The sequence below is a fragment of the Modicisalibacter ilicicola DSM 19980 genome (assembly GCF_900128925.1).
Classification (GTDB): domain Bacteria; phylum Pseudomonadota; class Gammaproteobacteria; order Pseudomonadales; family Halomonadaceae; genus Modicisalibacter; species Modicisalibacter ilicicola.
Genome location: NZ_FQUJ01000008.1, coordinates 132,626 through 150,879, shown reverse-complemented (window position 1 = coordinate 150,879; position 18,254 = coordinate 132,626). Strand labels below are relative to the sequence as shown.

General features: G+C 61.8%; 16 protein-coding genes. 5 read left to right on the top strand and 11 right to left on the bottom strand.

Annotated elements, in window-relative coordinates; genetic code table 11:
- Positions 1 to 79 precede the first annotated feature (79 nt).
- Both BUA41_RS10635 and BUA41_RS10630 read right to left on the bottom strand, forming a co-directional pair.
- A complete protein-coding gene (locus BUA41_RS10635; protein WP_072822582.1) occupies positions 80 to 778 on the bottom strand; it encodes a response regulator in 699 nt (232 codons plus the stop codon).
- Positions 775 to 2,259 (bottom strand): ATP-binding protein, encoded by a 1,485-nt coding sequence (locus BUA41_RS10630; protein ID WP_072822580.1) that lies wholly within the window; start codon positions 2,257 to 2,259, stop codon positions 775 to 777. The genes BUA41_RS10635 and BUA41_RS10630 overlap by 4 nt, the downstream gene beginning before the upstream one ends.
- 327 nt (positions 2,260 to 2,586) lie before the next feature.
- Here BUA41_RS10630 and BUA41_RS10625 point away from each other — a divergent pair, with 327 nt between their 5' ends.
- A complete protein-coding gene (locus tag BUA41_RS10625; RefSeq protein ID WP_139249103.1) occupies positions 2,587 to 4,569 on the top strand; it encodes a methyl-accepting chemotaxis protein in 1,983 nt (660 codons plus the stop codon).
- Positions 4,570 to 4,732: 163 nt separating this feature from the next.
- On the opposite strand, the gene BUA41_RS10620 is transcribed toward BUA41_RS10625, so the two are convergent.
- Positions 4,733 to 5,659, bottom strand: coding sequence for a LysO family transporter (locus BUA41_RS10620; RefSeq protein WP_072822578.1), 927 nt, complete (start codon positions 5,657 to 5,659; stop codon positions 4,733 to 4,735).
- A gap of 82 nt (positions 5,660 to 5,741) precedes the next feature.
- Positions 5,742 to 6,434, bottom strand: coding sequence for a hypothetical protein (locus tag BUA41_RS10615; RefSeq protein ID WP_072822576.1), 693 nt, complete (start codon positions 6,432 to 6,434; stop codon positions 5,742 to 5,744).
- A 139-nt stretch (positions 6,435 to 6,573) separates the two neighbouring features.
- Between BUA41_RS10615 and BUA41_RS10610 the strand changes: the two genes are divergently transcribed.
- Positions 6,574 to 7,134 carry a DJ-1/PfpI family protein gene (locus BUA41_RS10610; RefSeq protein ID WP_072822574.1) on the top strand — a complete coding sequence of 187 codons (561 nt, stop codon included), beginning with the start codon at positions 6,574 to 6,576 and terminating at the stop codon, positions 7,132 to 7,134.
- Between the two features lie 170 nt (positions 7,135 to 7,304).
- Here the strand turns inward: BUA41_RS10610 and BUA41_RS10605 are convergent, their stop codons facing one another.
- The 3 genes from BUA41_RS10605 to BUA41_RS10595 form a co-directional block, all read right to left on the bottom strand.
- Positions 7,305 to 7,874, bottom strand: a complete 570-nt coding sequence (locus BUA41_RS10605) for a nicotinamidase (RefSeq protein ID WP_072822572.1) — start codon at positions 7,872 to 7,874, stop codon at positions 7,305 to 7,307.
- Positions 7,875 to 7,952: 78 nt separating this feature from the next.
- The gene (locus tag BUA41_RS10600; protein WP_072822570.1) at positions 7,953 to 9,287 is read right to left on the bottom strand and encodes a ferredoxin reductase family protein; all 1,335 of its coding nucleotides are present in this window, start codon (positions 9,285 to 9,287) and stop codon (positions 7,953 to 7,955) included.
- 74 nt (positions 9,288 to 9,361) lie between these two features.
- Positions 9,362 to 9,946, bottom strand: a complete 585-nt coding sequence (locus tag BUA41_RS10595) for a Spy/CpxP family protein refolding chaperone (protein ID WP_072822568.1) — start codon at positions 9,944 to 9,946, stop codon at positions 9,362 to 9,364.
- A 183-nt stretch (positions 9,947 to 10,129) separates the two neighbouring features.
- Here BUA41_RS10595 and BUA41_RS10590 point away from each other — a divergent pair, with 183 nt between their 5' ends.
- Together BUA41_RS10590 and BUA41_RS10585 are read left to right on the top strand one after the other, a co-directional pair.
- On the top strand, positions 10,130 to 10,831 hold the full coding sequence (locus BUA41_RS10590) for a response regulator transcription factor (protein ID WP_072822566.1): 702 nt from the start codon (positions 10,130 to 10,132) through the stop codon (positions 10,829 to 10,831).
- Positions 10,828 to 12,135 carry a sensor histidine kinase gene (locus tag BUA41_RS10585; protein ID WP_072822564.1) on the top strand — a complete coding sequence of 436 codons (1,308 nt, stop codon included), beginning with the start codon at positions 10,828 to 10,830 and terminating at the stop codon, positions 12,133 to 12,135. Before BUA41_RS10590 ends, BUA41_RS10585 begins: the two co-directional genes overlap by 4 nt.
- On the opposite strand, the gene BUA41_RS10580 is transcribed toward BUA41_RS10585, so the two are convergent.
- The 4 genes from BUA41_RS10580 to BUA41_RS10565 form a co-directional block, all read right to left on the bottom strand.
- On the bottom strand, positions 12,125 to 12,886 hold the full coding sequence (locus BUA41_RS10580) for an ABC transporter permease (protein ID WP_072822561.1): 762 nt from the start codon (positions 12,884 to 12,886) through the stop codon (positions 12,125 to 12,127). The two genes, BUA41_RS10585 and BUA41_RS10580, sit on opposite strands and share 11 nt — an antisense overlap.
- Positions 12,883 to 13,809 carry an ABC transporter ATP-binding protein gene (locus tag BUA41_RS10575; RefSeq protein ID WP_072822559.1) on the bottom strand — a complete coding sequence of 309 codons (927 nt, stop codon included), beginning with the start codon at positions 13,807 to 13,809 and terminating at the stop codon, positions 12,883 to 12,885. Before BUA41_RS10575 ends, BUA41_RS10580 begins: the two co-directional genes overlap by 4 nt.
- A 55-nt stretch (positions 13,810 to 13,864) precedes the next feature.
- A complete protein-coding gene (locus tag BUA41_RS10570) occupies positions 13,865 to 15,757 on the bottom strand; it encodes an ABC transporter ATP-binding protein (protein ID WP_072822556.1) in 1,893 nt (630 codons plus the stop codon).
- A 90-nt stretch (positions 15,758 to 15,847) separates the two neighbouring features.
- Positions 15,848 to 16,054: a DUF6494 family protein gene (locus tag BUA41_RS10565; protein WP_072822554.1), complete on the bottom strand. Its 207-nt coding sequence runs from the start codon at positions 16,052 to 16,054 to the stop codon at positions 15,848 to 15,850.
- 297 nt (positions 16,055 to 16,351) lie between these two features.
- On the opposite strand from BUA41_RS10565, the gene BUA41_RS10560 reads away from it, so the two are divergent.
- The gene (locus BUA41_RS10560; protein WP_072822552.1) at positions 16,352 to 18,253 is read left to right on the top strand and encodes a hypothetical protein; all 1,902 of its coding nucleotides are present in this window, start codon (positions 16,352 to 16,354) and stop codon (positions 18,251 to 18,253) included.
- The last annotated feature ends 1 nt before the right edge of the window (position 18,254 follow it).

Below are 18,254 nucleotides of genomic sequence, written 5' to 3'. Positions count from 1 at the left end.
AGGCCAGGCATGTTCCGCTCGCCTGCCTCCGGCATGCCTCGTTGTGAAATCGCCCTTGCCGGGAACGGCGGGGCGGTCCTCACTCCTCGGGTTGGTACTTGTAACCGACGCCATAGACCGAGCGGATGATTTCGCGCTCCGGCCAGATATCGGCGATCTTGCGGCGTAGCTTCTTGATGTGGCTGTCGACGGTGCGCTCGGAGACGATGCGATGGTCACGATACATGTGGTCCATCAACTGTTCCCGGGAGAAGATGCGCCCCGGGGCGCCCATCAGGACCTTCAAAAGCTGGAACTCCACGGCGGTCAGCTCGATATCCCGACCATCGGCCAGGGCGCGCCAGCCATCGTCGTCGAGAACCAGCTGGCTGGAGGCCCGGGCACTCGGCTCGTTCTGGCCCCGGGCACGACGCAACACGGCCTTGACCCGGGCAATGACCTCCCGCGGGCTGAAGGGCTTGCAGATGTAGTCGTCGGCGCCCAGTTCCAGGCCCAGCAGGCGATCGACTTCCTCGACCCTGGCGGTGAGCATGATGATCGGCAGATTGGGCCACTTTTCACGAATCCGACGACAGAGGGTGAGGCCGTCGGTACCGGGAAGCATGAGGTCGAGAAGCACCAGGGATGGCAGGGCACTCGTCGGCCGGTCATCGAGCCAGGGCAGCACGTCGTCACCGTGTTCCAGGTGATGGGCGGTATAGCCGCTGTTGACCAGATAGTCGGTGATCAGCCGGGCGATCTTGGCCTCATCCTCGACGACCAGAATGGACTCGTTCATCTCTCCTTCCCTTGTTCAGCCGATGGCAACTCGACCAGCGGCAATCTGGCTATCGGTGGACTGCTGGCCAACGGTAACTCAGCCAACGGGAGTGTCAAAGTCCAGCGTACGCCACCCAATGGCGAATGCGATGCCTGCCATCGGCCATTATGCGCCTGCACCAGTGCCGAAGCGATAGAAAGCCCCAGGCCACTGCCGCCACGACGTCGGCTGCGCGATGCATCGACACGGTACAGGCGCTCGGTCAATCTCGGCAACTCCTCCTCGCCGACCCCCGGGGCGCTGTCCTCCCAGATCACTTGAGCCTGGCTGTTCACGATCGTCAGGCTGACCCTCAAGCGACCCGGCGAGTCGGTATAGGCACGGGTATTGGTCAGCAGATTGTTCCATAGCTGACGCAAGCGTTGCAGGTCGCCAAGCACGAACACGGGGCCGGCAATGTCGATCTCCAGGGTGATGCCGGCACCCTGCAACCAGCCACGCGCTTCTTCGAGGCGTTCTCTCAGCGCACCCGCGATATCCAGACGCACCAGATTGACCTCGAGGGAGCCCGCATCGCTCTGGGCCAGCAGCCGCAGGTCCCGGATCAACCACTCGAGCTGGCCGACCTCCTGGGACAGGGAGTGCAGGCTGTCGTCGTCGAGAGGGCGAATGCCGTCCTGCAGTGCCTCGATTTCTCCCCGCAGCACTGCCAGCGGTGTGCGCAATTCGTGCGCAATGTCCGCGACCCAGCGCTGGCGCGAAGCACGATTGGCCTCGAGGGTCACCGCCAGCATGTTGAAGTCGTGGGCCAGTCGCGAGAGCTCATCGTGGCCCCGTTCACTCAGGCGAATGCTGTAGTCGCCGCCGATCAGCCGCTGGGTCGCCATGGCCATGCGCCGTGCGCGACGCCCCAGCCACCAGCCCAGGCCGCCCGCCAGCAGCAGCGATGCCAGGGCGAGGGAGACCATGATCACCGCCAGGTTGCGTTGCTGCCGCGACAGGAAGAGACGATCCATGTCGGCCATCAGCTCCCGCGGCGTGCGATAGCCCAGGGTTCCCACCCGTTCCCCTTCATACTCGATGGGCAGCCAGTTGAGTACCACGGGATCGTCGTTCTCGCCGCGCGGGGCCAGGCCGATGACCGGCAGGCTGCCGGCATCGTGCAGAACGAAATCCCGGGCATCGCCCAGAGTGCCTTCCACGCTCTGAGGCGGCTCGCTGTAGCCGGGCCAGAGCAACTGGTAGACCAGCTCCTCCCAGGCGCGGGCATCTTCTCGCAGCCACTGCCAGCCATCGTGCCGGGCCCATTGCTCGCCCAGGGTATCGGCCAGGGTCTGGGCCCGATTGGCCTGGGTGTTTTCCAGATAGTCGATGAAGCCCTTGTCGAGGCTGCGCGACACGCTCATGAACACCAGGCCCGAGATCGCCACATTGACGACCAGGATGATCGCGAACAGCTTGACGCCCAAGCGGGAAATGATCGGGCGGGTAAAACGCATCAAGACGTCTCCGGGAGTGGGCGAGCTAGCGTATCACCAGCTTCTCCTGGCGTGGGTCGCCAATTGTGCAAGGATGCCGCAAGTAGCCGCCATGAAGTCTTGCACCTCGGCGGCGAGGCAACGGCACGCGTCGGTATGCCCATAACTTGACTCGGATCATGATTTGATTCGAAACCGCTCATCGATTGTAAAAGACTGTTAACTGGTTGCCGATAGCAGTGATGAGTATCGACACCGTTGTGGCCCCGTGGCAGGGCCACCCGTATCGGTTTCCATGACAGTCACAGTCAAGGGGCTTCTATGAAACACTTGCTGCACCAAATACCCATGAGCAGGAAATTCCTGCTGGTCCTGATGCTGCCGCTGCTGGCCCTGGCCTATTTCGCCATCAGCGGCATCGTCGAGCGCCAGCAGACCACCCACACCATGAATCAGCTGCAGTCGCTGACCGAGCTCGCCCAGCAGGGCGGCAACCTGATCCATCAGTTGCAGCGCGAGCGTGGCATGACCGCCGGCTTCCTGGGCAGCAAGGGGCGCAACTTCCAGGACAAGCTCCCCGAGCAGCGCAAGGCCACCGACCTTCAGACCGAGATCTTCCAGGCCCACCTGAACGGAATGAGCGGCGACGTCCTGAAGGGTGAGCTGGCCGCCCGCATCGAAAGGGTCCGCACGCAGTTGGACGCGACGTCCGGGATCCGGCAACGGGTGAATGGCCTGTCGATATCGACCAGCGAAGCCCTCGGCCATTATACCGGCATCAACAGCGAGCTGATGAACCTCGTCGCCCAGATGAGCCACATGACCCGCGAGGCTAGCGTTTCCCGTCGCCTCGATGCCTATTACAGCCTGCTGGAAGCCAAGGACCTGGCCGGTATCGAACGGGCGTTGCTTTCCAACGCCTTCGGTGCCGACTACATCAGCCCCGTTCTGTATCAGCGCTTCATGAACCTGATCGGCAAGGAAGCGGCATTCCTCGAAAGCTTCCGGGCGTTTGCCGACGGTGCCTTGGTCGCCCAGCTCGATCAGGGGCTTGCCGGCCCTGAAATGGAACGGGTGCAGAACCTTCGCGAACTGGTGATCGAGCGTGCCGCCCAGGGCGGCTTCGGCGTCGATCCACAGCAGTGGTTCGAGTGGCAGACGGTCAAGCTCGGGCGGCTCAAGGCGGTGGAAGATGCCGTTGCCGAGGATGTGCTGAGCACCACCGCGGGGCTGTATCAGTCGGCACGCTTCGATCTGCTTCAATACGCGGTGATCGCCGCCTTGTCGACAGGCCTGGCGATCTTCCTGTCGGTAATCATCGTGCGCAGCATGCTGGGGCCCCTCAAGCGCGCTCTGGAGAATATCAGCACGCGCGGCGGCGACCTGACCCAGCGTCTCGAGGTGCCGGGCAGCGATGAGCTATCGCAGCTCTACAAGGCCTTCAACGACTCCACTACTATCACCGAGCAGCTGGTGGCCAACGTCAAGCAGGGGGCGATGTCGGTCAAGGTCGCCAGCGGCGAGATATCGATGGGCAATCAGGACCTGGCCCAGCGCACCGAAGAGCAGTCGGCCTCCCTCGAGGAGACGGCCACCAGCATGGAACAGATCACCTCGACGGTGCACCAGACCGCCGACAACGCTCGCCATGCCCAGGCGATGTCGACCGAAGTGAGTGGCCAGGCCCGCCAGGCCAGCGAAGTGGCCGGCCGGGCACGCCAGGCGATGACCGAGATTCACAAGTCGAACGAGGAGGTGACCTCGATCATCGCCGCCATCGACAGTATCGCCTTCCAGACCAACCTGCTGGCGCTGAATGCCTCCGTCGAGGCGGCCCGGGCCGGCGAGCACGGGCGCGGCTTCGCGGTGGTGGCCTCCGAGGTGCGCAACCTGGCCAGTCGCAGTGCCGAGGAGGCGGACCACATTCGCCGTCTGATCGACAACAACGTCACCAGGATCAGCGAAGGCGAGGCACTGGTCACCGACAGCAGCGACATCCTGGAAACCATCGCCGGCCAGATGAAGAAGATGGCCGAGCTGATCAACGAGATCAGTGCGGCCAGCACCGAACAGTCCTCGGGCATCGAGCAGATCAACCAGGCCATGTCGCAACTCGAGGAGGTCACCCAGCAGAATGCCGCCCTGGTGGAGCAGATGGCGGCGGCGAGCAAGTCGCTGGATGATCAATCCGAGGACCTGGCAGGCGTCATGGGCCAGTTCAAGGTCAGTGCCGACTCGGCTCATGGCTTTAATGTCGCGGCATTCGAACCCGAAAAATCGAGCCACCATCTGCCGGCGCCGGTGAACAAGACGGACCTCACTGCCTACTGATCAGATAGTACGCCGCGACCCCGTCAAGTCTTCTTTCTCACATAGTAAGTACGACAGAGTGGCCAGCTCCCGATGACCGGGGCTGGCCACTCACGTTGTGCTTGATTGCCAGCCCATTATTTATCGAGTGGCGCCTGCAACACACTGACCAGGCAATGCAAGCCTAGAACGAGAGAAAGAACAGGATCAGCGGCGGCGAAAGCAATGACAGGATGAAGCCGCTGACCACCGCGATAGGCACGCAGGCGATACCGCCGTGCTGCTGGATGACGGGGAGGGTGAAGTCCATCGAGGTGGCCCCCCCGTAGCCGATGGCCAGCGGTGCGGCACGATGGATGACCAGGGGGATCAGCAGAAAGGCGAGCAGCTCCCGGGCCAGGTCGTTGAAGAACGCCGCGCCGCCCAGCACCGGCCCGAGCTGGTCGCCGACCAGGATGCCCGACAGGGAGTACCAGCCGAACCCGGCGGCCATCGCCAGACCTTCATTCCAACGCAAGTCGAGCAGTGGTGCGGCCAGCAACCCGGCAGACAGGGAGCTGGCCGCCACCGTCATGGCGATCGCCAGACCATGGCGGTTGAGCAGGATCTGCCTAAGGCTCATGCCGGAATTGCGCAGCTGGCAACCGATCAAGGCCAGCAGCACGTAGAGCACCCACTCGGCCAGCTGCTCGGCCAATGCCGCCACCGACTCCCAGCCCAGGCTGCCCAGCACTACACCCGCCACGACTCCCAAGGCCACGACTCCGGCCAGTGCCAGCGAACCGAGCATGGCAGCCAGCTTGCTGGTGGGGGCATCCGCGACCACGGGGGAATGGCCGGCACGCAGGCGGCTGCGTCGTGAAAGCCACCCCAGCGCGAGGAGATTGATCGGTGTAATGATCAGAAACAGCAAGAGGGCCTGACCGCCCATGCGGGCCAGTTGACCGCCAAGATTGTCGAGCCCGGTCAGGCTGACCCCCATGAGGCCCAGGATGACATAGACGGACAGGTTGACGCCGCGATTGATGACGCCCAGGACGCGGTCGTCGTGCACCGGCACCAGGTAACCCAGGATCAGCGGTAACAGAATCAGCAGCAGTCCGGCGAGCATCGACTTGTCCTTGCAGCGAAAAACGACCGACTACTTTAGCGTCTACTGCATCGACACGTCAGTGAGTTTCGCTGATGCCCCATCACGGTTGCTGATCGCCGGGCTCGACGAGTGTCAATTGACTCAGGACCAGTCGACTCTTGCGTTCGCCTTCGCGGCGATATTCGAGGCTCAGCAACAAGCCCGGAATCTCGGGATGAAAGCCCATGATCAAGTGGCGATCCGACTTTTCCGGGTTCCAGGCATCGATGACGATGCGCGGGAAGGTGCCGGCGGGCAGTCGAGCTTGATCACGGTCGACAACCCGGTACTTGAGCAACGTTTCCTCACCCTTGTAGTTCAGAAAGCGCAAGGTGCAAGGAGCGACCTGATTGTGGGTACAGCGTGCCTTGTCGACCTGGCGAGAGAGGATGAACAGCGCCGTCTGGCGGTCCGGCAAGTGCGTCAGCTCATCGGCGCTCAGACGATAACGCTCGCCGAAGCTCAGGAACCGATAGCCGCTGGCATAGGCCTCGGCCTCGATGAGCTCTCCCTCCAGGCGGAATCGGCTGCGTTCGTCACCCTCGGCAACCGCGATGGCAGCGTTCATCTCGCTCTGCCACACTTCCCCCTGGCGCGAGAGTCGATGACGGATGCGCGCATCGGGCCAGCCATCGATGGCAAGCGCATAGGTCGCCTTGAAAGGTACCGGCTCGGCATGAGCCGATGCCGTCTGCAGGCCGGTGGCCAGCACGACGATCAGGACGATCGCCCGGTGCAAGAATGCTTTCGACATCTTCTCCTCGGCTTGGCCATGGGTATCCCGATAGGACGCCGAAGGGATGGCAAACGTTCCCCGTGCGGACACGCCCTCGACCTTCTATCCTGCAGGTGCTAGCCAGCCTTCACCACCACCGCCCGGGGAGGAGCCCTCCATGTCCAGGATACTGCTGATTGCCGGTGACTTCGTCGAAGATTACGAGATCATGGTCCCGTTCCAGGCCTTGCAGGCCATGGGGCATGAGGTGCATGCCGTCTGTCCGGAAAAACGCGAAGGCGATAGCATCAAGACCGCCATCCATGACTTCGAGGGCGACCAGACCTACACCGAGAAACCCGGGCATCATTTCACGCTCAACGCGACCTTCGCCGAGACCGATCCCGCCGATTACGATGCCCTGGTGGTGCCGGGCGGTCGCGCCCCGGAATACCTGCGCCTCAACGAGCGAGTGCTCGAGCTGGTGCGCCACTTCATGGAGTACGAGAAGCCGGTGGCGGTGATCTGCCATGGCGCCCAGTTGCTGGCGGCGGCGACCTCCCTCGAGGGCTTGCGCGTGTCGGCCTACCCTGCCTGCGCCCCGGAGGTGACTCTGGCGGGTGGCGACTTCGCCGAGATCGAGGTGGATCAGGCGATCACCTGCGGCAAGCTGGTCAGCGCACCGGCCTGGCCGGCGCATCCGGCATGGTTAAAGCAGTTCAATACGCTACTGGACTAGGCTTTGTCCGAAAATTGCCTACGCTCGCCCATACGGCGTTAAAAATCGACTCAAAGTACTCATTTACACCACGTAAACTCCGTCTTTTCGTCGATTTTTGCCTTGTCTGGCCATCGCTCGTCGACTTTTCAGACATAGCCTAGCGCCGGATCGATGTGCAGTGTGGCGTTTCATTCCAGAATATCGGCGCCGGCGTTGCGCAGTTCAGCCAGACAAGCCTGACGCTGCTCGCTCTCGACCGGTTCGGTGAGCGAAGCGAGCAGGATGGTCTCGAAACCCGCCTCCAGGGCGTCCAGCGTCGTGGCTCGAACGCAGACATCCAGTGCCAGGCCGCAGATGATGACCCGCGAGACATCGCGCTGGCGAAGAAACGTGGCCAGCCCCGTGCCGTCGAAGCCCGAGTAGGCATCCCGGTCGAAGGCCGATCCCTTGCTGACCCTCACCGTGCCCTCGGGCAAAGCCAGCTCAGGATGAAAGGCGGCTCCCGGCGTGTCCTGGACGCAATGTTCCGGCCAGGGACCGCCCTGGGGAGCAAAGCTGCAGTGGCCGATGGGGTGCCAGTCCCGGGTGGCGACGATGAGCGCACCGGCACTTGCCGCCGCCTTGCTCTCGGCGTTGATCGCCGGCACCAGGGCGTCGCCCCCCGCCACTGCCAACGCACCGTTTTCACAGAAATCGTTCTGCATGTCGACGATCAACAAGGCATCGCCGGGACGATAAGTCATGTGTCTTGGCGTCATCGTGTCTCCTGTTCGGGTTCTTCCGGGGTCATCCCCACAGGATAGACCCGGGGCGAGAGGTGTTGAAGGGTCGGCACGTCATCGCATCTCGAACAGTTCCCGGTGGAAATCCGCCGGTGACATGCCTGCCTTCAGAAAGTCCCGATACAGGGTGCGGCCGAACTCGTTGGGTCCGCAGAACCACAGGCTTGCCTCGGACCAGTCGGGCACGGCGGCCCGAATCCTTTCGGCGCTGAGGCGGCCGTCCCTGGGCGTCACGATCAGGTGAAGGGTTACCCCGGCGGCCGCGGCATCGGCGGCGAGCTTGTCGAAGGCCACGGGGTCCGAATCGTCAGTGACATGGAACAGGTCGATCGTCTGCTGGCCCGGGGCACGCGCGAGATGCTTCATTCGCGCGATGAAAGGCGTGATGCCGATGCCGGCGCCCACCCATATCTGACGCGGGTTGTCGTCATCGAAGTCGAAGCAGCCATAGGGGCCTTCCACCCGGACCGGCATGCCCACCTCGAGCCTGTCGCGCAGCCGGCGGGTATGATCGCCGAGCGCCTTGACGATGAACACCAGGCGGTGTTCGGCGGGGTCCCAGGAGGAGGCGATGGTATAGGGGTGCGCGCCTTCGCGCATATTCGAGGTGACGAAGGCGAACTGCCCCGGTGCATGTCCCGCCCAGCGATCGCGAAGCTCGACGGCCCCTTCGATGACACCCAATCTGGGGTAGTCGATGAGCGATGCGATCGTGCCCTGGGTCGTGAGCCTGCGCCCGACACGCCCGGAGAGCACCTGAATCGCCGACAGACTGCCGCCCAGCATGAGGATCGCCAGTATCCACCCGACAGGTTCGGTCCAGTAATCAGGCTTGACCAATACGGTACTGTGATAGACGAGTACCAGATAGCCCAGGGCCAGCCAGTGATGGGTCTTCTTGAAGAGGTGATAGGGGAAGCGCTTGACCAGCGCCAGCACGATCAGGATAGCCATGACGTAAAATACCCATTCACCCAGGGTTTCCGCGAGCCCCCGCTGACTCCGTAACCACTGCTCGAACCCCGGCAGGGCCTGCTCGGCGCCTGCGCCGCGAACGGGCCTGTCCAGCCAGCCCCAGCCGACCATCCATTTGGTGCCTTGGGCCCACCACCAGTGAGTAACGGCGAACAGCAGTCCGGCGATGCCAAGCCATTTGTGCAGGCGATACATCTTGTCGAGGCCGTTCAATGGTCGTTCCAGCCATTTGGGACGCGCCGCCAGCAGCATGGCCAGGCTCATCGTCGCCATGGCGAGCGTTCCGGTGTACTGGACGAATACCTCGCGGAAGGAAAAATAGTGAAAAGGTTCTGGCGACAGCGTGTCGGCCAACAGCCAGGCCCCGCTGAGGATCGCCAGGAACAGCCAGAGGACCCACTTGATGCGTTTCATGACCATCTGCCTTGTTGCACTAAACCGAGAATTTGGCCCGGAGCCGACGTGAGCCAGCGCCGGGCCACCGAGGATCAGTTACGGTTACCCCCTGAGCGGCGCTGCTCCATGCGCTCCTGACACTCGGCTTTCATTGTCTGGCGCTCGGATTGCATCTTGGCCCAGATCTCTCGCTGCTCCTCATCGAGTACCTCATAGAGGGCGGCGTAAGTATCCGCACGGGACTGAACGCGCTGGCGGGCCATTTCGGCAGCCCGGTTCGCCGCCTCTTCGACCATGGACTGGTAGTCGCTGCTGGTCGGGTCGCCGCCGAACAGTTGCGGGCGATCCTGGCCTTGCTTCTGCTGGCGCTGATCGCGGCGCTGCTCGCGCATGTCGGCGAAGATGTCGCGCATCGCATCGCGCTGATCCTCGCTGAGGTTCAGACGCTCGGCCATATGCTCGAAGCGGTGCTGGCTCATCTTGCCCCGGGCTCCGAAGTCGCCGCGGGCCTGCTTGCCGCCTCGGCAGTCCTGCTGGGAGTGCTTGCCATAACCGTAGCCCTCACCAGGACCGCCACCGTTGCCGCCGCCGGACCAGGCCAGGGCCAGGGGGCTTACGCTCAGTGCGGTGACGAGGGCTAGGGGCAGGATCAGCTTGCTTGTAGTCAGGTGTTTCATGAGGCTCTCCTCGGGTTCGCTGTGGGCCAGGGTTGTCGTCCTGGATCGAATACAGCGTACCGCCGGGGATGTCAGGTGCCGTCAGGGGCATGTAAAGATTGAGTAAAGGGTAAAAATCCCTGAAAAATAGCGCGATATACTCGACATGGCTGTTCGGGCGTCGAATGAACGGGGAGGCGGCAAGTGCAGAATCGGATTCTACTCATCGAGGATGACGACGAGTTGCGCGGCCTGCTGGCGCGCTATTTGGCCGGGCAAGGGCTGGACGTGCGGGAAGCGGCCAATGGCGGCGATGGGCTGGCGCTTGCCCAGGAGGAGTTCGTCGATCTGGTGGTGCTGGACATCATGCTGCCGGACATCAATGGCCTGGAGGTGTTGCGCCGCCTGCGCGGCAGGACGCGCCTGCCGGTGATCCTGCTCACGGCCCGGGGGGAGGAGACAGACCGTATCGTCGGCTTCGAGGTCGGCGCCGACGACTACATTCCCAAGCCGTGCAATCCCCGGGAACTGGTCGCGCGTATCCAGGCGACCCTGCGACGGGTTGCCTGGGATCGAGAGACCGATACCGACCATGCTCAGGTCGTCGGCGATCTGCGCATCGAGCCGGCGCAACGCCGTACCTTCCAGAACGGACAGCCGCTGGAGTTGACCGCGACCGAATACGAAATCCTCCAGGTGCTGCTCAGCAAGGCCGGCTCGGTGGTACGCAAGACCGATCTGATGCAGTGGGCGCTGGGGCGACGACTGGCGCCTCACGATCGCACCCTGGACATGCATGTCAGCAACCTGAGGCGCAAGCTGGATGATGGCAAGCTCGAAGATGGAGAGCCGTCGCGCATCGAGACGGTGCGTGGGCTGGGTTACAGTTACCGGAGTCCGGCATGAAACGCCGGCTCGCCTGGCCCCTGTTCTGGCGTATCTTCCTGCTGATCTGGATCGCCATGGCAGTGGCCGTGCTTGCCAGCAACATGGCGATACGCGAATTGACTCGACAGGAGCGGGCTCAGCTCGAACAGCGCGACGACCTTGCCCGTCTCGCCCGGCAGGCGGCCGAACTCGAGGTGGCGGGCGAGCGTCGTCTGGCCCGACGGCTTCTGCATCAGGCAGGTCAACGCCTGGAGCTGCACCTGATTCTGCTGGAGGAGGATGGCGATACCGGCCCAGGGGGCCGTTCGCGCGGTCGTCATGAGCGCTACCCGCAACGCCCGGCAGTGATCGACACACCACAAGGTTACCGTCTGATGGCCTGGCCACGCGGGGGCGGCACGGGTTGGCTCGACCCGCGGCTGTTCCGCTCCTTCGAGCTGGTCACGCTCTTCTTCGTGATCACCCTCGCCTGCTGGTGGATAGCCCGCCACATCAGCCGGCCGCTGCGCCAGGTCGAGGCTACCGCCCAGGCCATCGCCCAGGGGGACACCGCGCTGCGAGTGAGCGAATCCGTCGCCGATCGGCGCGACGAGATCGGTGCGCTGGCGCGGGCCTTCAATGCCATGACGGCGCGTCTGGAGACGTTGCTGACGCGCCAGCGCCAGCTCCTGCGCGATGTCTCTCACGATCTGCGCACGCCATTGGCACGCCAGCGCGTGGCGATCGAGCTGGCGTCCGATGCGGGGCAGGATGCGGAGTTGATGGCGACGATCCTGCGCCAGAATGAGCGCCTGGAAGCGATGACCGCACAGATTCTCACGCTGTATCGCGTGAGCGAAAAGGGCGAAGCGATCGCGCGGCATCCGCTGAGCCTCGTCGAGGTACTGGAAGAGGTACTGAACGGCGCGAGGGATTTCGCCGCCCAGCGCGGCGTGGCGTTTCAGCCGAGCGTCAGCGAGAGAGCTCGCGATGCGTTGCTGCTCGGTGACCGCGACTTGCTCCATCGCGCCTTGGACAATGTGCTGCAGAACGCGCTCGACCATACGCCCTCAGGCGGGCAGATCCATATCCGGGTGGCCCTCGAGGAGCGAAGGCTGGTCTGTGAAGTTCGCGACGAGGGCCCCGGTGTGCCGGATGAGGATCTGGCCAAGCTGTTCGAGCCTTTCTTTCGCTCGGACCAGGCACGGGGTGGTCAGGGCTGGGGGCTGGGGCTCGCCATCGCCCACGACATCCTGAAGGCCCACGATGGCAGCATCGCGGCCACCAACGGCGACGGGGGCGGGCTGGTGGTCAGGATGGCCTGGCCGCTCCTCACGGCTTGATTCGATACCCAGTCCTGAAGATCCACGCCACGGTGCCCAGGCACAGGCCCAGAAACAGCAGGATCGTGACGAGGCTCGCGCCCACGCTGACGTCGCTGATGCCGTAGAAGCTCCAGCGGAAGCCGCTGACCAGATAGACCACCGGGTTGAACAACGTGATGGTCTGCCAGATCGGCGGCAGCATGTTGACCGAGTAGAAGCTGCCGCCCAGGAAGGTCAGCGGGGTGATGATCAACAGTGGCACGAGCTGGAGTTTCTCGAAGGTGTCTGCCCAGATGCCGATGATGAATCCCAGCAGGCTGAAAGTCAGTGCCGTCAGGACCAGAAACAGCAGCATCCAGAAAGGATGCTCGATGCGCAGCGGCACGAACAGGCTTGCCGTGGCGAGGATGATCAGCCCGAGAATGACGGTCTTGGTGGCCGCGGCACCGACATAACCGAGCACGATCTCGAAGTAGGAGACCGGCGCCGACAGCAGTTCGTAGATGGTGCCAGAGAATTTGGGAAAGAAGATGGCGAAGGAGGCGTTGGAGACGCTCTGGGTCAGCAGCATCAGCATGATCAGGCCGGGCACGATGAAGGCGCCGTAGCTGACACCTTCGATCTGGGTGATGCGCGAGCCGATGGCGGCGCCGAACACCACGAAATAGAGCGAGGTGGAGATCACCGGCGATACCACGCTTTGCAGTAGCGTGCGTCTGGCCCGGGCCATCTCGAAACGATAGATGGCTTGCACGGCTTGAATGTTCATGGGCGCTCCCTCACCAGGTTGACGAAGATCTCCTCCAGCGTGCTCTGCTCGGTATGCAGGTCCTTGAAGTGAATGCCTGCGGCGTGAAGATCGCCCAGCAGGCCCGGAATGCCGGTGCGATCCTGTTGGGAGTCGTAGGTGTAGACCAGCTCGTGGCCCTCGGCGGCGAGCTCCAGGTCGTGGCCGTTCAGGGAACTCGGGACGCTGTCGAGCGGCTCCTGCAACTGAAGAGTCAGTTGCTTGCGGCCGAGCTTCTGCATCAGTGCCTCCTTCTCTTCCACCAGGATGATCTCGCCGTTGCTGATCACGCCGATCCGGTCTGCCATCTCCTCGGCCTCTTCGATGTAGTGGGTGGTGAGGATGATGGTCACCCCGTTGGCACGAAGCCCGCGTACCACTTCCCACATGTCCCGGCGCAGTTCCACGTCCACGCCGGCGGTGGGCTCGTCGAGAAACAAAATCTGCGGCTCGTGGGACAGTGCCTTGGCGATCAGCACACGCCGCTTCATGCCACCGGAGAGGGTGATCAGCCGGTTGTTGCGCTTGTCCCACAGGGCCAGGTCCTTGAGTACCTTTTCGATATGCTCGGGACTCGCCGCCTTGCCGAACAGCCCGCGGCTGAAGCTCACCGTGTTCCACACGGTCTCGAAGGCGTCCGTGGTCAGTTCCTGGGGCACCAGACCGATCTGGGAACGTGCCATGCGGTAGTCATTGACGATGTCGTAGCCATTGGCCAGCACCGTGCCTTCGCTGGGGTTGACCAGTCCGCAGACGACGCTGATCAGCGTCGTCTTGCCGGCCCCGTTGGGGCCGAGCAGGGCGAAGATCTCGCCGCGATGGATCTCCAGATCGACCTGCTTGAGGGCCTGGAAGCCGGAGGCATAGGTCTTGGAAAGTTTCGAGACGGAGATGACCGCTGGCATGCATTATCCTTTCTGGAGCGAGAAACGGGAGCGAGTGGCGTCCCACTATAAACGTTCAGGTGGGAGAATGTGATGCGGTATTCGTTGCCGTCATGGGCACCGGATCTTCCTGGAGGAAGCCGCCGGATTGGCGTCTCCAGAGCCGGGCATAGAGACCGTTCTGCTGCAGCAGTTCATCATGGGTGCCGATCTCGGCGATACGTCCATTTTCCATGACGACCAATCGATCGAGCATGGCGATGGTCGACAGGCGATGGGCAATGGCGATGACGGTCTTGCCCTGCATCAGGGTATAGAGCTGCTCCTGGATCGCCGCCTCCACCTCGGAGTCCAGGGCCGAGGTGGCCTCATCGAGAATCAGGATGGGCGCATCCTTGAGGAGTGTTCGCGTGATGGCGATACGCTGGCGCTGGCCCCCGGAAAGCTTCACGCCGCGCTCGCCGACATGGGCGTCGTACCCCGTGCGCCCCTGGGGGTCCGACAGCGTGGCGATGAACTCGTCGGCATGGGCCCGTCGCGCCGCTTCGACAATCTCGTCCTCGCTGGCCTCGGGGCGGCCGTAGCGAATGTTGTCGCGCACCGAGCGATGCAGCAACGAGGTGTCCTGGGTCACCATGCCGATCTGGCGGCGCAGCGACTCCTGAGTGACCTGGCCGATGTCCTGGCCGTCGATCAGGATACGCCCGCCCTCGAGGTCGTAGAAGCGCAGCAGCAGGTTAACCAGGGTCGACTTGCCCGCCCCGGAGTGGCCGACCAGGCCGATCTTCTCCCCGGGGCGAATCGTCAACGACAGATCCTCGATGACCCGCCGTTGCCGGTGGCTCGTCAACGACTCGCCGTAATGAAACGTGGCGTGCTCGAAGCGTATCTCGCCACGCTCGACCACCAGCGGCCGGGCGTCCGGGGCGTCGACGACCGACACCGGCTGGGCGATGGTGTTGATGCCATCCTGCACGGTACCGATATTCTCGAACAGCCCGGCGACCTCCCACAGAATCCAGTCCGACATGCCGCGCAGGCGCATCACCAGGCCGATGGCCACGGCGATCGCACCCAGCGAGATCAATGCCTGGTGCCAGGCGAGTATGGCGATTCCGCCGACGGCCACCAGCAGCAGCGAGTTGAGCGTCTGCAGGCATACGGTCAATTGGGTGACCAGGCGCATCTGCCTGTAGACCGTGCTCATGAAGCCCTGCATGGCGCCCTGGGCATAGGCCTGCTCGCGGCGGGTATGCGCGAACAGCTTGATGGTCTGGATATTGGTGTAGCTGTCGACGATCCGCCCGGTCATCTGGGCTCGCGCATCGGCCTGGGCCATGGAGATTCGACGCAAGCGCGGCACGAAATAGACCATGATGCCCAGGTAGCCTGCCAGCCACAGCACCAATGGTGCCATCAGCCAGGGTTCGGTGCTGCCCATGAGGATCATGGCGCCAATGAAATAGACGATGATGTAGACGAAGACGTCCATCAGCTTCATCACCGTCTCGCGTATCGCCAGGGCCGTCTGCATGACCTTCTGCGAGACACGCCCGGCGAACTCGTCCTGGAAGAAGGGCAGGCTCTGGTCGAGCACGTAGCGATGGGCGAGCCAGCGCACGATCATCGGGTAGTTGCCGAAGATGCCCTGGTGTGTGACGAGCGAGTTGGCCAGCACCAGCAGCGGAAACACCACCAGGATGAGCAGCGCCATGCCGGCAAGTTCCCAACCGTGATCGGCAAGGAAGGTTTCCCGGGAGGCATTGCTCAGCCAGTCGACCAGATCACCCATGTAGGCGAAGAAGATCACCTCGACACTCGAGACCGCCGCCGTCAGCAGCGACATCAGGATCAGCAGCGGCAGCACCGGCCTGGAATAGTGATAGAGAAAGGCCAGCAGCCCCCGTGGCGGCGTCTTAGGAGGTTCCTGCGGATACGGATCGACCAGCCTTTCGAAGAAGCGAAACATGGCAACCTGTACCGATGTGATGAAACGAAGGGATCGCCATGGCAGGAGGCTGCCATGGTGTGGAGACTAGACTGGACTACCGCGATTCACTTACTCGAGTTCGACGTTTCCCTCGAAGTCGATCCTGAGGTTGAGATCGCCGACCTCCAGCGTCATGCGGGCGGGCAGGGTCTCCGTGCCTTTCAAGCGTCCTTCCTCAATGGCCTTGTCCACCGCCTGCTCGATCTCGCGCTGAGAGCCGATACCGACCTTCTTCAGGAACTTGCGGATGCTCAGGTTGAAGGTTTCTTCGTTCATGATGATCTCCTGGGTGGGCACGAGTCCTTCACAGCCTAACGCCGGTGGCTGCGCTTGTCTCGTGGCATTCATGGGGGTGGCCAATCGATGGCGAAGCGGTTCGTCTCGAAACAGGCCTTTGTCTGGTATCGTTGCCGTTGGCCCGTGGCCGGCAACCCATGTTCGGTGCCGCTTCGGTCGGTAAAGTTGAAAAAGGGACCCGTGCTGATCCTTTTTCCTCTACCTCGTGGTTCCAAGTACCGTGCTTTTTTATCAATCCAGGAAGCTTAACAATGCACCATGGAAGGGAGTCTACAAATGAAAATGAATAAGTGCGTGGCATCGGTTGCCACGCTGGCCGTGTCAGTGTCCTGCGCTCATGGGGCGATTCAAGCAGATACACCAGTGACGTCCACGCTTGAAGTGGAGGAGTCCGGGGAGAAACATCCAATGGTATACCCCCCGGTCAATCGGATGATCGACCGAGAGATTCTGCCCAAGCTGGATTTCTTCTTTGAGAAGCTGCTTGACGAAAAGGAAGATATTACCCTGGACGGTGTCGAGGCCTTCACGGGAAAGGATAAATTCCTTCCTGGAAAAATAGCGATCGGCTTGAGCTATTTGCTTTTGAATACGCCCGAAGATAGCCCGAAGTTCGACCGCTATCTGAAAGGCTATCGTGCGATAGCAGACATGACGATCGATGATCGGAATGAAACCTGGGGTATCTATTATTACGTCTCTGCACTCAATCGCCTGAAAGAAGCCGGGCTTCTTGAACGTGCTGTCAGCCAAGACACGCTCGAAAAGCTCAAGGAAAAGACCGACTGGCGTCGGTTTGTCGATCAAGAAAACTATTCGTTAATCGACTTGCCGACCAACTATTATGGCGTGGCCTTTTCTATCGCCAGGTTGCGCTATCTACTGGGATGGGAAGATAAGTCGGGTAGTGAGAAATTGTTGAGTAAAATGATGGATCACTACGAGAAATACTCCGGAGAATATGGCTTTTCTGATGAAACAGAAGGCGAGGGACGCTTCGATCGTTACAGTGTCCTTCTCATAGGGGAGATCAGCCAGCGCTTCATCGAGACTGGTATGGAGGTCACTCCTCGGATGAAGGAGTGGTTGCGTAATGCCGTCGATGTCATCCTGGTGAGGCTGAACGAGGAGGGGCATGGCTTCAGCTTCGGGCGCAGCATCGGTGCCTACGGGGATACCGCGTTCCTTGAAGTCTTGTCGGCGGCGGCCTATCTGGATGTGCTGACGCCCCGGGAAGAGGAGATGGCCTATGCCTTCGCGGCCAGGGCGACAGAGCGATATGTGGATTTCTGGTACGACGAGGAGATGAACTCCGTCAACCTGTGGGACAAAGGCCGCACGACCGATGACTATCGTGGAAAGCATCGTATCCTAGGGGAGAACCTGAGCTTATCGCATCAGCTGATTTACACTGCCAATATCTGGAACGAGATCGGCTACGAGGACAAAATCCCCTCGAAAGATTTTGCATCCTGGTTGGAAGAGTTGCCGAAAAGCACGATCACCTGGTTTGCCAGAGGTGAGTATGATCGCGCATTGGCGACCTACCGGGATGAAAATCATGTTATTAGCCTGCCGCTGATCAATGGTGGCGAGTCCCAGCATATGAACAATCCTTATTTCCCCATTCCTTTCTCGAACGGCATGCTGGAAGGGACGCCTGATGAAGATTACCCTCAACTGTTGCCAAGATTCACACTGGCGGATGGGGGCGAGCTGATACCTGCCTCATTCATACGCGACGTGGAGACATCAAGAAATGGCGATACCTTTACGGTGATGTATCACCAGGAAGCTGTCGACAAGCTGGGTGAAAGGCATCCCGTCGAAGACGATCGCTTGAAAGTCGAGACAAGGTACGACTTTTCACCGGGCAAGATCACACGCACCGATATTTATCGGTCCGATGAAGCGCTGGAGGTAGACGATATAGAACTGGAGTTTGCCAGCTTCTCGAATGACGCGACTCTAGATGGAAACACCGTGACTTTTAACGAAGGTGATGTCGTAGAGTTCTCCGTGACTGGTCTCGATGAATGTGAAGTCGAAAGCGTCGATGGAGAACCTCCTTATCAGACGCCGGTCGGACCATTGCTTACCCGGGTGGCTTGTGAAAGCAGTGACGTGACGATAGATGATCCAATGAAGATCGGGTGGTCAATAAAATACAAGTCTTAAG

What these genes read in the sequence shown, in the direction of transcription:
- BUA41_RS10635 (WP_072822582.1), bottom strand. Translation starts at nt 778, where the DNA reads ATGAACGAGTCCATTCTGGTCGTCGAGGATGAGGCCAAGATCGCCCGG.
- BUA41_RS10630 (WP_072822580.1), bottom strand. Translation starts at nt 2,259, where the DNA reads ATGCGTTTTACCCGCCCGATCATTTCCCGCTTGGGCGTCAAGCTGTTC.
- BUA41_RS10625 (WP_139249103.1), top strand. Translation starts at nt 2,587, where the DNA reads ATGAGCAGGAAATTCCTGCTGGTCCTGATGCTGCCGCTGCTGGCCCTG.
- BUA41_RS10620 (WP_072822578.1), bottom strand. Translation starts at nt 5,659, where the DNA reads ATGCTCGCCGGACTGCTGCTGATTCTGTTACCGCTGATCCTGGGTTAC.
- BUA41_RS10615 (WP_072822576.1), bottom strand. Translation starts at nt 6,434, where the DNA reads ATGTCGAAAGCATTCTTGCACCGGGCGATCGTCCTGATCGTCGTGCTG.
- BUA41_RS10610 (WP_072822574.1), top strand. Translation starts at nt 6,574, where the DNA reads ATGTCCAGGATACTGCTGATTGCCGGTGACTTCGTCGAAGATTACGAG.
- BUA41_RS10605 (WP_072822572.1), bottom strand. Translation starts at nt 7,874, where the DNA reads ATGACGCCAAGACACATGACTTATCGTCCCGGCGATGCCTTGTTGATC.
- BUA41_RS10600 (WP_072822570.1), bottom strand. Translation starts at nt 9,287, where the DNA reads ATGAAACGCATCAAGTGGGTCCTCTGGCTGTTCCTGGCGATCCTCAGC.
- BUA41_RS10595 (WP_072822568.1), bottom strand. Translation starts at nt 9,946, where the DNA reads ATGAAACACCTGACTACAAGCAAGCTGATCCTGCCCCTAGCCCTCGTC.
- BUA41_RS10585 (WP_072822564.1), top strand. Translation starts at nt 10,828, where the DNA reads ATGAAACGCCGGCTCGCCTGGCCCCTGTTCTGGCGTATCTTCCTGCTG.
- BUA41_RS10580 (WP_072822561.1), bottom strand. Translation starts at nt 12,886, where the DNA reads ATGAACATTCAAGCCGTGCAAGCCATCTATCGTTTCGAGATGGCCCGG.
- BUA41_RS10575 (WP_072822559.1), bottom strand. Translation starts at nt 13,809, where the DNA reads ATGCCAGCGGTCATCTCCGTCTCGAAACTTTCCAAGACCTATGCCTCC.
- BUA41_RS10570 (WP_072822556.1), bottom strand. Translation starts at nt 15,757, where the DNA reads ATGTTTCGCTTCTTCGAAAGGCTGGTCGATCCGTATCCGCAGGAACCT.
- BUA41_RS10565 (WP_072822554.1), bottom strand. Translation starts at nt 16,054, where the DNA reads ATGAACGAAGAAACCTTCAACCTGAGCATCCGCAAGTTCCTGAAGAAG.
- BUA41_RS10560 (WP_072822552.1), top strand. Translation starts at nt 16,352, where the DNA reads ATGAAAATGAATAAGTGCGTGGCATCGGTTGCCACGCTGGCCGTGTCA.